Origin of the sequence: Ruminococcus bromii, assembly GCF_002834225.1 — a bacterium.
Lineage (GTDB): Bacteria > Bacillota > Clostridia > Oscillospirales > Acutalibacteraceae > Ruminococcoides > Ruminococcoides bromii.
The window spans coordinates 131981-145160 of record NZ_NNSR01000026.1; the positions used below are offsets into that span (position 1 = coordinate 131981).

Here is a 13180-nt window from a genome sequence, read left to right on the forward strand (position 1 = left end):
AGCGTTGCTCAAATTTGAAAAGAGGTAACAAGCTATGAAAAAGTATGTTAAAGTTACTGCCACATTTGATTGTGACGGAGATCTTATTCCCGAATATATTGTGTGGGATGACGGAAGAAGATACCGCATTGACAGAATTTCCGATGTGCGGTATGCGGCGTCTCTCAAAGCAGGCGGTGCGGGAATACGCTACACCTGCCATATCCTCGGCAAAGAACGATATTTGTTTTTGGAGGAAAACAGGTGGTTTGTCGATGCCAAGCAATGAGCGGAGGATTATATGCATAAGGTCAAAGCAAAAGGAATTTTGTCTGCCACAAACGGCATGAACATTTACAGAGGATGTCAACACGGATGCATTTATTGTGATGCACGCAGTAAATGCTATCAGATGAATCACCGATTTGAAGATATTGAGGTGAAAGAAAATGCCCCGGAATTGCTCGAAAACGCTTTAAAAAGAAAACGCAGAAAATGTATGATTGGAACGGGTGCGATGAGCGATCCGTACATTCCTCTTGAAAAAGAACTGAAACTGACACGAAGATGTCTTGAAATAATCGACCGCTACGGATTCGGTGTAACCGTACATACAAAATCGGCATCTGTTATGAGGAATATTGACCTGCTTAAGAGCATAAACGATAAAAGCAAGGCTGTGTTGCAGATGACGCTTACAACGGCAGACGAAAGCCTTTGCAGAATAATTGAACCGAATGTTTCCGTTACTAAAGAAAGATTTGAAACGCTCAAGGTATTTCACGAAAACGGTATTCCAAGTGTTGTGTGGTTTTCTCCGTTTTTACCGTTTATAAATGATACGAAAGAAAATATCGACGGACTTTTAAAGTATTGCATTGATGCAAAGGTTCGTGGAATAATATGCTTTGGAATAGGGCTTACTCTGCGTGACGGTGACAGAGAATATTTTTACAGCCGGCTTGACAGACACTTTCCGAATATGAAAGAACGGTACATTTATACATACGGAAATTTATATCAGCTTACAAGCAGTAACAATAATGTTTTGATGAACAGGATTTCAGAAGTTTGCAGAAAACACGGAATTATGTTCGGAGTTGAAAATGTGTTTTCATATTTGCATAAGTTTGAAAGCAAAACCGAACAGCTAAGTCTGTTTGACAGAATATAGGCAAAACAAAAAGATATACGGCAGAAATTTTACCGTATATCTTTTTTTGCTTTTAAGATATTTACTGTTTTACAAATGTGATTTCGTAGTCGTTATATTTAAGCACAACAGCAGTGATTTTACCGTTGCTTTGCTTGAGTGCGGCTGCAGTATTTGTTCCGTTGTCAAATGACAAATTAACTTTGTCCGAAGCTGACACGGTATATTTTCCGCTGTGAGTTCCGTCATCCGGACTTCCCGGCGAAAGCCATAAAGTAAAAGTGCCGTCATCGGAAAATGACATAGAACCCTGATAAGCGCTGTAATTTGTGTTGTAAACCTCACTCATTTCAACCTCATCACCGCTCGCATTCTTAGCACCTTCGGGAATCCATGCAGATGAGGTAAGCTCGGCGGTTACTGACGGTGAAAGCACATTAACGGCAACGATTGCCGCAATGATAAATATGCAGGCGGCAATAACCGATGAAACGATTGCTGTTGTTTTCTTTTTCTTATTCTTCTTTTTTACAGCCCTGTTAGCCTCAAATTTTGCGTAATCAGGCTTTTTTACAGATTTTCTGCTCATATTCTCACCGATAATTACTTGAACGATACAGTAATACCACCAAAGTTTACTGTAAATTCTTTAGGAACATTACCGTTCCACTCGGTTACGGCGGCAATTACATTCTTATCGTTTGAATATGTAATTATTATGTTATCGCCCTCAACAATATACGCACCCGAATTTGCCGAGGTATTTGTAATACCGTCAATGAAAGTTCCGTCCTCGTTAAAAGTGAAGCCGCCGCCTGAATATGCCGAACCGAAAAGGTCCCTCAAAGATACCTCTTCGGATGAATTTTCATCTTTTGCATAATACGGAACGAGGGTGGCGCTGAACTTTGGCTTTTGCTCTTCACCGCTTATAGTAGGAACAACAATTTCACTGTCATTATCAGAAGATTCTGAAGTAAATCCCTGTTCTGTCGGCTCTTGAGAAGTCACACCTGATTCGGCTGCAGGCTGTGTGGGTTCGGACGCAGAATCAGAAATATTCTGTGTTGGGTCTGTATTAACAGCGGTTGTGGAAATAGCCGATGTCGGTACTGTTGTTGCAGAATTATCATTCTTACCTGAAAAATTCATAAACAGGATGACTGCACCGGCTATCAATGCAACAAGTACAACAGCACAAATAACTATTATCAACGGTTTTTTTGAACTATTAGCAGCGTGTCTTCCGCTCATTTTAAATTCTTCCTTTCTTCAGCTTCTTTTTTAAGTTTTATCAGATAGCTTCTTTTCATCATTTTTCCGTGATAGAAAATAAATTCATCACCGTCAGCAGATTCGTCTATTTCAAGATCCGAATAATCTTCTGCAACAGGTTCTTCTTCGTCATCACGAAATTGACCTTTGCGTCTGTTCTCCATTTTCTTATCAATTGTTTTGCTTTTTGAATCCCTATCAACAATCATTGAATACATATTCTTATAAACTGCAGAATTGATTATAAAAGATAAAATTGACGGAACAATGAACAATGCAAGAACAATTGTGAAAATGATGAGCAGTACCGGAGTAAAGCTGCACATAAGCACGGTTGAGCAAACAAGGAACAGAATCAAAATTCCAAATACTGCAAACAGATTATGTTTAAGCTCGCCGAATGTCATAAGTGCGCTGTTTTTATAAATATCTTTCATTGAAATGTCAAATGTGACCGTCATAGGAGATACATAAAAAAACATAAACAAAAAGAAAACAGCAATCAGAATACATAAAGCAAGAGGAACATAAAACATTCCGTTTTTTGAACCGAGTCCGAGATAAAGGACGATTGAATAATAGCTGATAAACACAGCGGCATACATAACGATTCCGTGAACAAGAAATCTGAGCCAGTTTTCTTTTATTCCTCCAATAAAATTCGGCAAAATATCAACATTTTCCTCTCCCCTTACCATATGGGAAGTAACCTGAGTAACGCCGGCATAAAACGGAAAAAGCGGAATCACCGTGAGAAAATAGATGAACATTGAGTTCAATCCGGTTAAGATGTTTATTAAATAGAAAATTCCGAATATAACTGCAAAAGGAACTGCAAAAAGCAGATTTGTGAACAAAAGTTTTGGTAAATTGTGAAACAATGACGAGAAAAATCCTGTCAAAGCTACAGCGTTCTTCTCTGATGCCATAGCGCCCTCCAAAATCAGAAATTAAATGTTCCGGAAAACAAGCACCATAATGCCGTGTCAAGCAAAGCTGAACAAAAAGTCATTATAAGTGCCGAAACAGATTTGGAACAATAATCAATCACCTCATTTTTTAAAGAATTAACTTGATGAGAATGACCGATTAAGCTAAAGAACATCTGCTTTGAAATCACAAAAGCAGATGCAGACAGCTTTACGAGTGCAAGGCTGAACAAAAATGTTCCGGGAAGCACCACGAGCAGATAAAAGCCCGCACCCTTAAATGAATATGTAACCATAAGATAAGCCGCTGTCAGTCCGGTTCCAAAGCCTTTAAACGCCGAAACAAACGGTAAAAATGGGATTCCCCACGGTGCAAGTCCCAAAAGGAATACAACCGTGAGAAATATAAAATCAGACGCAAAGCAGGCACAAAAAGTGCCGACAGCATTCTGTGCAAGTCTTGCATCAAGATTGGTTGTAAAAAGAAAATCAAGTGAATTAAGCATCTGAAAGTCGGCTTTTGAAGCATAAATCGAACCGAAAACAAGCCCTGCAAGAAATGCCGAAACAAAGATAAGCTCAACTGCATACCGTCTTATAAAATATCGAACATCTGACGGTGAAATTCCCTTTGGTCTGCGAAAAAAATAACGCTTTTTAAAAGAAAACACAATGCTTTTCATAAAACACATTCCTCTCGTTGGTTGTCCGTTAAAATATATGAGGAACATATCCGTTTTATGTTATTGGCAGGGATTATTTACCAAGCTCCTCTGCCCTCTTTGTACAAGCGTCCATACCGTCAAGAACAGCCTCATAAAAGCCGTGTTCTTTAAGCTTATCCATTGCGGCAATTGTAGTGCCGCCTTTTGAACAAACTCTGTCAATAAGAGTTTCAACAGGTTCGCCGCTCTCACGAAGCATTGCTGCCGAGCCCTCAAGTGTTGCGCAAACAAGATTCATAGCCTTGTTATAGTCGATTCCGCAATTCTTTGCGTAGTCAGCCATAGCTTTGGCAAAAAGATAAATATATGCCGGACTGCTGCCGTTTACCGCAATGATTTCATTCATATGACTTTCGTCGATATATTCGCAAATGCCACTGCCTGCAAACATATTATAAACAATCTTTTTGTCATCTTCACTTATATTGTCAGACGGACAAAGTGCTGTTGCACCCTTTTTGAGCAAGAGAGGCGTATTAGGCATAACCCTTACAACAGGGCAGTCACATTCAAGACCTTTTCTTACATATGCAATAGATATGCCTGCGGCAATTGATACCACGGTTTTGGCTGTTGTAATGCTGTTTTTGAGGGACTCAAGAACCTCGGGATAATTCTGCGGCTTGACTGCAAGAACAACAATTGAACTGTTCTTTGCTATTTCATCGGCAGATGTCATTACATTTGCACCCATATTTTTCATAGCGGCACACTTTTCTTCGCTTACATCAAAAGCATTGATAAAATCAGCCTTGCCATCGTTTTGTGCCATAAGACCTTTTATAATGGCTGTTGCCATATTGCCTGCGCCTATGAAACCTATTTTTTTCATTTTAAGACCTTCTTTGCAAAAATTAATATCAGATACCGAAACTCGGGTTTGAGTAACATGAGAAATGGAACTTGTGATAATTGTGCTGACCGTCACGGTCATAATCGCCGTAGAGGAATGTTTCCACCTCGTCAACTCTTCTGTACAAAAGTCCCCAATAACAGGAGCCTGCCGCATGATGATACTGTAAAAGTGCGTTGACGAGCTTCTGCTTGTTCACATTATTCAAATTCCTTGAACCGCCGGACACAGTAACATAGTCTTTGTGTATATATCCTTTTTTTCCATTTGAGAGCTTAACCTTATACCAGTTTTTATTATGAAGCTTGCCGTCAACAAAGGTAAGCTTTGTTCCGTTGTTCATACGGGTAACAACAGAATAATTTGTTCCGGCACCACTTCTGAGGTTTACATCGGACGCGCTTACACTTCCCGACGCACCGGCTTTTATTGTTCCGCTTGAACCTGTGTTAAGAAGAACAGCCCGAAGCTCCGAGTCGTTATAGAACACTCCGCTGCCAACATTATAAGCAAAGCAAACGAGTGCGTCAAACTGCTGTTGATTGAATTTTACGCCGTTATTTATAAGAAAAGAATTTGTTGTTGTAGTATATCCGCCCTTGTTTACGGTTTGACAAAGATAAGCATAAGCCTGATTTGTTGTAATGTTATTGTAGAACTGCTCTCCAGAGATTACAACCTTGCCGTAACCGAGTGTAGGGTCGGTTGTGATGCTGTCTGCCGTAACCTTTGACAAAAATCCCTCATAGTTTGCAATAAGCTTAATTACTTCGTCACTGGCTCTGCGTTCGCCGCAAGCGGCTGTTGTTTTATTGGTTGTTGAGGTTACAAACACCTCACCCGCACCGCCGCCTTTTGTGGTGTAATATTTCGATTCGGTTTTAAACTTTGAGTATGCCTTTACAGACCATTTACCTGACTTTGAAAGCTTTTGAGTACCTGTCCATATGTAGGAATTACCGTCCTTAACCTTGTTTTTTGCAGTAACTTTATATGATGTAGAGCCGTTTGTAACAACAAAATACACGCCTACCCTGTCTGTGTCGGTAATAGCCTTAAAGCTAACGGTTGAATTGAGCGGAGCGGAGTTTGGTGACGCATAGCAGAAACGCACGCTTTCCCTCGGCATAACATGGATAAGACAGGTGGCCGCACCGTATGATGTTGAGGCAGTGATTGTTACATAGCCCTTCCCCACAGTATCAACAACACCGTTCTTAACTTTGGCAATTTTAGTATTAGAGCTTGACCATGTTACACCACCTGTACTTGATTTTAAAAGCATTGACTTCTGCCACGGAAGATTTACATTGCTGTTTGAAATATTAACCTTTGAACCTGACTTGACTGTAATTTTGCAGACCGCAGAATGTGAACCGCACTTAGCTGTGATTTTTGCAGAGCCTGCTTTCTTGGCTGTTACAATACCACGAGAGTCAACGGTTGCAACGCCTTTATTTGAGCTTGACCAAGAAACCTTTCCCGACGCTGTTGCAGTAATTGCAAATCTGTTGCCTGTGAAAATTGATTTGCTTGATACGGAAAGTTTAACAGACGAACCTGTTGACGGTTTTGCGGTTGTAGGCTGAGTCGTTGTAGGATGAGTCGTTGTAGGATGTGTCGTTGTAGGATGTGTCTGACTGACCTTCTTTACATAATCTTTCTTTATGTAACCTGTCTTAGAGGTTGAAGTTACTTTAATTTTATACCAGCTAGAGTTGTATAGCGATGTGCTTAGAAATGTAAATTTTGTGTTTTTTCTCAGGCAACTGACAACAGAATAATTTGTACCGGCACCGCTTCTGAGATTTACATAATCGTCTGTTATATAACCACTTACAGTTGACGCTGACGCAGTCGGCTGAGTTACAGGTTTGGTTGCCTTTGTTGCGGGTTGTGTTGCCTTTGTTGCAGGTTGGGTTGAACTGTTCATTTTTACATAGTCTTTTTTTATGTAACCTGTTTTAGCAGTTGAAGTAACCTTAACCTTATACCAGGCGGAGTTGTAGAGTGAAGTGCTTACAAAAGTAAGCTTAGTGTTCTTTCTCAGGCAACTGACAACAGAATAATTTGTACCGGCACCGCTTCTCAGATTAACATAATCATCGGAAACATAACCCGATACATTTGAAGCCGTTGCCGAAGAACTTACGGCAACATATTCCTTTGTAACATAGCCTGTCTTTGAATTTGATTTAAGCTTGATTTTGTACCACTTTGAGTTATAGAGCTTTCCGTTAACAAAAGTAAATTTTGTGTTCTTTGCCATACATGTGACAACCGAATATTTTGTGCCTGCACCGCTTCTCAGATTTACATACGACGCATTTATATAGCCTGATGCGCCTGCTGATACGCTTGCGGAAACCTCCTCGGTTGATTGAGCCGCATTAGCCGAAAATGCAGTTATTGCAACAGCACCTACCGATACTGCCATAAGAACCACAAGGACTATACAGACTATGCGTACAAATAGTTTTTGTTTTTTCATTTGAGTCCACCTTCTCAAAACTTCTCTGATTTATAATTACTTATGAAAATTTCCGAATATTTTTCCTCTTAATCTGCGCACATACTGTGTAACAAAAACAGAAATTGCGTAATCATAGAGCAAAAAGAAAATATTTCCTGCAATCAAAAATATCCACGGAACATAGAAACCGAAAATTGTAAATTCATCGCTCGGAATTGATAACAGCCATGTTGCTGCAAAGAACGAGCCGATAGCTGCAGCGTTAAAAACTGCAAATTTTAATATATATTGAATGACCTTGTTTTTGATTTTAAATTCAAAAGCGCCCTTGAGAATAGGATAGTAACCAAAAAGTGCAGCAAAATAGATGACAGCCTCTTTATCGCCTGCAAGAAGCGTTGAAAGCACGGCAGTTACACAAAACACACCGATTGCCCAGCCGTAACCGTATTCAACAACTATACAGGAAATAAGGATTCCTGCAAGGCAGGGCAAGGCATAAGTTCCTATCGGTATAAGTGATGTCATCATCATAAAAACAAGTGAAAGCGCCGCAACAATTCCACAAACCGCAATACGCATCGTACCCTTTTTGATGCCGTTGTTCTTCATACTAACATCCCATCCTGCAACAGTCACACAAACAGTTTGCACACATCATACCTGCACACACATCGCAGAAGGACGAGCCTGTTGCATTAGGGTTTGTCTGTGTGTAACCGCCGTAGTTATATGCTCTTTGGTTTTGCATATTGTTAAGAGCGGCTTGATATTCTTTATTATCCGGATCCATATTGCAGGCAGTTGTAAAGTATGAAAATGCCTGCTCCGACCAACCTCTTCGGTACGCAATCATTCCTTTAAGATAGTACCATTCGGCTGTTCTCATTGACTGAGCCGTGTTTTCAAGAATCTGATCAGCCTGATCAAGAAGTCCGCGCTGAATGTAAATTCTTACATTGTAAAACTGTGAGCTTGAAGAATTTGCGTTATATGACGAACTGCCTGTTGAGCCTGTACCCTTACCCTTCTGACGCATCTGATTGATCATATCGTATGCCTCATTAATTTCCTTCATTTTCTGCTCCGCAACATCCGCAAGAGGGCTGTCGGTGTAGTTATCGGGATGATATTTTTTAGCAAGGTTTCTGTATGCTGCTTTTACTTCTTCATCGGTAGCTGTTTCAGACACACCGAGAACCTCATATGGATTATTCATTATTGACCTCCGTATCAAGTTTGCTTGTTACTCTGTTTTGTGATGCAGGAAATCCCAAAAGCATCATATTATCTAAAATTCCTTTAAAATCGGTAAAATTCATAAGATTGTAGGCATCATATGCCCTCGCAAGCGATTGATTAAGCACCGCAGCAATAAAATCCGCCGATTTTACCTCACCTGTTTTCTTATTTACAAACGGATTGAACCCATTAGATTCAATATCTTTTTTTAAATCGTCTGCTGCATCCACAAGATAAATCCATCTGCCAAGCTGATAGCCAAATTCATAAAGGACTCTTTTTTGAATTTCATCGTGAGCCTCAGCCGAAAACAGAGTTGCAAGCATTAAGGCGGTTGGATGAGCCGACATATCAACAGATGGGTTTTCCGAATGTTCCGCATCATACTGCATATTCATCATATCAGAAACCGCTTTGTCCATATCGGGATACTTATCTGCCGCCTTTTTCCTCTGATGAGAAAAGAAAGGCTTTATGATTCTGCACAAAAGCTTTTTAAAAAATCCGCCGTCCTGAATATCATCAATGATTTTGTAATAAACCGATATCATTGAAAATGCGGCAGCTTTGCCGTATGCATCGCCTTCGTCTGTGGCAAATTTACATTTTTTCAGCGGATTGCAGGTGCATCTGCCGTCTTTGAAGCCTTTGCAGGAGCGGTTAAGCGACATTAAGAACATTGCATAAAATGTACAGTCATAGCTTAGCGTAAATCTTGTAAGCCCGGAGTAATCCTTACCCATTTGCCTGCAAAGCCCGCAATACACGGCCTTATAAGCCTCGGCTTCACGGACAAGCAGTTCACTTTTTTGAATCTGCAAATAACCAAACACAGATTTTCTCCTTTATACAATGATACATAATGTATTATACAACAAAATAGCGTTAAAAGCAACAGAATGAGGATATATTCTTTAAATAAGTCTATGGATGCTGTAAATCGTATTCAATTCCTACCGCATTTCCTTCATACTCGAGAAATATTCCGTCGTGGGTGTGCTTCTCTTCGTTTTCTTTTGCTTTTCTTCCCTTTCAATGAAATCAAGAACCTCGTCAATGCTCAGGTTGACATTCTCGTTATCCTGTTTTTTTAAAGCTGTACCTGACTTCACCCTGATTCTGTGATTTAATAATTTCAGAGAATCCATACTTGAAACTAGGCAACGGCAATTGGAGCCCATTACTCGTTAGCCAAGTATGGGTTCTCTTTTCATTTGGTTCAACATACATACCTGATTGACCGATTCGTATATCCTTGCCCACGCTCATTCCGTGTTCGGCAATTTTTTTATTGACTTATAAATTTGAAGGTGTTATTATTCAGTTGTAAGATAAAAAATGTAGCTTGTATCAAAGAAAAACTGTTTGAATACTCCGAAGATTTAATCGGCAACGCAAAATATACTGCTCCGGATTTTTCGGAGATAAAATAAAAACACGCCTGATTTCCAGCGTGTTGGGAATATTATTTATATTGAATTTTGAATGGTAGTAACTATGATTTGCTTTTATTGTAAATGTGATATGATTGACAGCACAACAACCTATGCTGAAGATTTAGGCAACTGCGTTGTCATTATTCGCAATGTTACTTGTTCAAGCAGGCTGCAACACCGAGAACGAGAAAATTACGGAATAACCGAACAATCAAAAGATAGCATAATTTCGTGTTGGATTTTAAATCAAAAATCTAATTTTAACGCAAAAAAATGTTTTTAAAAAAACAGGCAAACAGCCGATAAACACTAAACATCGGCTGTTTGCTCAGTTTTATATATGGCGGAGAGAAGGGGATTCGAACCCCTGATACGGTGTTCACCGTATACATGATTTCCAATCATGCTCCTTCGGCCAACTCGGACATCTCTCCAAACGACCTGTTTATTATATCAAATGAAATCAGAAAAATCAAGTGAGATTTTGAAATATTTTAATTTTATGTGGCAAACTATGAAAAAACTATTTTCTACTCTTTTAATTTTTATAGCAGTATTGCAAATATCTTTAATAAGTGTGTTTGCAACCACAAGCGTAAGTTTTGAAATGCAGAACGCGGATATGAAACCTAACAGACTGTTCAGTGTTGCACTTTCCGCAAAGTCCGTCAATCGACTTTCTGCCGCAACTTTTGAATTTACATATGACCCCGATTATATCGAATTCAGAAAGGTTAAAGCAGTGAATAACGGCTCAAAAATTCAGGTCAACAAGAAAAGCGGCAAGGTTAAAGTTGTTTTTCTCAATTCCGACGGTCAGAATATATCTGACGGAAGTGAAATTTTGTCTTTCACCTTTAAAACGCTTAAAACAGGAACAACATATATTGATTACACGGTTGAACAGTGTGTTAATTCAGGTGTGAATTTTATAGATGTCGGAAGCTGCACAGCATCATGCGTCAGAATATATAAGCACGCTTCGGGTACCGTTGGCGGAGCTTCGATTTCATCAAATAATAATAAAAACAGTACACGGAGTACTACCGGAAAGGGCGGTAAAAGTAAACACCCGACCGAGCCTACAACCGTTAATGCCTCCGATGACAAATATATTGATTACAATCCAATTAAAGATAAGCAAATAAAATTCTTCCTTGCCGGCATGGGTATAACTGCGGGATGCTTGGCTGTTTTGGCTGTTGCGTATGCAATCGGTAAAAAATCGGCTCAGAAAAAAGCTGAAAAAGAGAAAAATCACAATGATAAAACTATTGAAAACAAGACTTCCGATGATTGATTCGGGAGTCTTTTACTTTGCTTTTCTTCCCTGTGTTATATCACGCTTTGCAAATTCACGGTTAATTGAATTTAAAACACGCTTTTTGTCGGCACTCCACATGGGTGCAACAAGCAGCTTTTTGTCGCCGTCGCCTGTTAAACGGTGAATTACAACATTTTCAGGCAACACTTCAACGCAATCGCAAAGAATATCAATATAATTCCCCATTGAAAGCACATCAAATTTTCCGTTTTCATAGTCATCACACAAATCTGTATTTTTTAAAATATGCAGCAATTGCAGTTTGATTCCGTCCGTTTTATTGCCAACATATTTAACGGAATCAAGCATCATCTCTTTTGATTCATTCGGAAGTCCCAAAATAAGGTGTGTAATTACATTTACTCCGATTTTGTGAAGATTTTCTACAGCTGAATCATAAACAGAGAGCGGATACATTCTTCTTATATAATCTGCCGATTTTTCGTGAATTGTCTGCAATCCGAGTTCTACCCAGACAGGTTTTATCTTATTCAACTTTTCAAGAAGACCTAACACATTATTTCCCAGGCAATCGGGACGGGTTGCGATTGAAAGAGCAACAATGTCGGGCTCTGAAATTGCCTCTGTAAAAATTTTTTCAAGATATTCGGTAGGCGCATAGGTATTTGTGAACGGCTGAAAGTATGCAATATACTTTTTGCAGTCTGATTTTTTTCTGATACGATGTTTTGCCTGCTGAATTTGTTCATGAATTGAAAGAAGTGCGTCGGCGGCAAATTCTCCGGAACCTCCCCTGCTGCAAAATATACATCCTTTTGTTCCGAGAGTTCCGTCACGGTTTGGACAGGTCATATTGCCGTTAAGCGAAATTTTATACACTTTCTCGGCAAAGGTATTGTTTAAATATTTGTTTAAAGAGTAATAATTCATAACATCACCTGTAATTAAAAAGGCCGGCTTTTCAGCCGGCCTTTGTGTCTTTCGACATATTAGAGAGGAAATCTATGAAAAGTTCTTGTAATCTGATTACTTTATGATAAAGTGACTTGTTTTTGTCATTTCTTTATCTTACAAACATATAATAACTGCCTTATGTGACAGAAAATTGAACATTATTGTAAAGTAATGTGAAAGTTACTAATAAAATTAAGAAAACTTTCTGATGTATTCAAGAAATTTTTCATAGAGCTTGTCCTCAAGCTCTTCAAGTGTATTGTCTATACCGCCGTTAAAAAACATTTTGTTGTGCTTAGAAAGCGAAAGGTATGCACCAATCATACTCTTTCTGACCTCATCCTGCAAATCCTCTCCGAGTTCATTGCCGCAGGAAAGACCGAGATAAATATTGCCGTCAACAAGCTGTGAAGCAACAGCGGCGTTTTTCAGTTCAAAGGAATTAAATCTGTGTAGTCCCGATGAAAACTCACGCAATGAGAACTCCTCTTCGCCTTTTTTATATTTCTTCTGTTTTTCAAGAAGCTCGTTTTCACATACTTCAAGCAAAAACTTATCTCCTGTGATGTATTCATGCATATAATCGGGATTGATAGCAAGAATATTGTAAAGCCTCATTGAATTAACAGCTGACTCAAGACACGAAAAAGACGCAAACTGCATATTGCTGTCATTCAGCTTGATGAAGCTGTACATATTTTGAAAAACAGACTTATTGACAACAAGCAAAACCAGTCTTTCACTCTCACGCATATCTGACAAAAGAGGGCTTGTCAGGTACGACATAGTGAATTTATACGACTTATTTACATAGTCACTCAATAAATTTAAAAATCCGTTTAAAAAATCGTTTTCTCTTATTGTAAATTCAAACAT

General features: G+C 39.1%; 15 protein-coding genes and 1 tRNA gene. 3 read left to right on the plus strand and 13 right to left on the minus strand.

The features are described from left to right. Positions 1-34: 34 nt before the first annotated feature. Both RBATCC27255_RS02115 and RBATCC27255_RS02120 read left to right on the plus strand, forming a co-directional pair. Positions 35-268: a hypothetical protein gene (locus tag RBATCC27255_RS02115; protein ID WP_101028521.1), complete on the plus strand. Its 234-nt coding sequence runs from the start codon at positions 35-37 to the stop codon at positions 266-268. 12 nt (positions 269-280) lie between these two features. Further along, on the plus strand, positions 281-1153 hold the full coding sequence (locus RBATCC27255_RS02120; protein WP_101028522.1) for an SPL family radical SAM protein: 873 nt from the start codon (positions 281-283) through the stop codon (positions 1151-1153). Positions 1154-1214: 61 nt separating this feature from the next. Here RBATCC27255_RS02120 and RBATCC27255_RS02125 read toward each other — a convergent pair whose 3' ends face one another. The 11 genes from RBATCC27255_RS02125 to RBATCC27255_RS02175 form a co-directional block, all read right to left on the minus strand. Beyond that, entirely contained in the window at positions 1215-1721 is a 507-nt protein-coding gene (locus tag RBATCC27255_RS02125; RefSeq protein ID WP_101028523.1) for a hypothetical protein, read from the minus strand. 14 nt (positions 1722-1735) lie between these two features. After that, positions 1736-2386 (minus strand): flagellar basal body-associated FliL family protein, encoded by a 651-nt coding sequence (locus tag RBATCC27255_RS02130; protein WP_101028524.1) that lies wholly within the window; start codon positions 2384-2386, stop codon positions 1736-1738. Continuing rightward, positions 2383-3336 (minus strand): DUF624 domain-containing protein, encoded by a 954-nt coding sequence (locus RBATCC27255_RS02135; RefSeq protein ID WP_101028525.1) that lies wholly within the window; start codon positions 3334-3336, stop codon positions 2383-2385. The genes RBATCC27255_RS02130 and RBATCC27255_RS02135 overlap by 4 nt, the downstream gene beginning before the upstream one ends. Before the next feature lie 14 nt (positions 3337-3350). Further along, entirely contained in the window at positions 3351-4019 is a 669-nt protein-coding gene (locus RBATCC27255_RS02140; protein ID WP_169923206.1) for a stage II sporulation protein M, read from the minus strand. Positions 4020-4092: 73 nt separating this feature from the next. After that, entirely contained in the window at positions 4093-4893 is an 801-nt protein-coding gene (gene proC / locus RBATCC27255_RS02145) for a pyrroline-5-carboxylate reductase (protein WP_101028527.1), read from the minus strand. A gap of 28 nt (positions 4894-4921) precedes the next feature. Beyond that, complete coding sequence (locus tag RBATCC27255_RS02150; protein ID WP_101028528.1) at positions 4922-7405, minus strand: SH3 domain-containing protein; 2484 nt, start codon at positions 7403-7405, stop codon at positions 4922-4924. A 36-nt stretch (positions 7406-7441) separates the two neighbouring features. Further along, positions 7442-7999: a hypothetical protein gene (locus RBATCC27255_RS02155; RefSeq protein WP_101028529.1), complete on the minus strand. Its 558-nt coding sequence runs from the start codon at positions 7997-7999 to the stop codon at positions 7442-7444. 1 nt (position 8000) lies between these two features. Continuing rightward, positions 8001-8606 (minus strand): J domain-containing protein, encoded by a 606-nt coding sequence (locus RBATCC27255_RS02160; RefSeq protein ID WP_101028530.1) that lies wholly within the window; start codon positions 8604-8606, stop codon positions 8001-8003. Further along, the gene (locus RBATCC27255_RS02165) at positions 8599-9462 is read right to left on the minus strand and encodes a DUF5685 family protein (protein WP_101028531.1); all 864 of its coding nucleotides are present in this window, start codon (positions 9460-9462) and stop codon (positions 8599-8601) included. The genes RBATCC27255_RS02160 and RBATCC27255_RS02165 overlap by 8 nt, the downstream gene beginning before the upstream one ends. A gap of 120 nt (positions 9463-9582) precedes the next feature. Beyond that, on the minus strand, positions 9583-9810 hold the full coding sequence (locus RBATCC27255_RS02170; protein ID WP_101028532.1) for a hypothetical protein: 228 nt from the start codon (positions 9808-9810) through the stop codon (positions 9583-9585). A 596-nt stretch (positions 9811-10406) separates the two neighbouring features. Continuing rightward, a tRNA-Ser gene (locus RBATCC27255_RS02175) sits at positions 10407-10499 on the minus strand. A 173-nt stretch (positions 10500-10672) separates the two neighbouring features. Here RBATCC27255_RS02175 and RBATCC27255_RS02180 point away from each other — a divergent pair. Further along, complete coding sequence (locus RBATCC27255_RS02180) at positions 10673-11365, plus strand: cohesin domain-containing protein (RefSeq protein ID WP_101028533.1); 693 nt, start codon at positions 10673-10675, stop codon at positions 11363-11365. Between the two features lie 12 nt (positions 11366-11377). Here RBATCC27255_RS02180 and mnmL read toward each other — a convergent pair whose 3' ends face one another. Continuing rightward, positions 11378-12280, minus strand: a complete 903-nt coding sequence (gene mnmL / locus RBATCC27255_RS02185) for a tRNA modification radical SAM protein MnmL/YtqA (RefSeq protein WP_101028534.1) — start codon at positions 12278-12280, stop codon at positions 11378-11380. A 216-nt stretch (positions 12281-12496) separates the two neighbouring features. Then, positions 12497-13180 (minus strand): hypothetical protein, encoded by a 684-nt coding sequence (locus RBATCC27255_RS02190; protein WP_101028535.1) that lies wholly within the window; start codon positions 13178-13180, stop codon positions 12497-12499.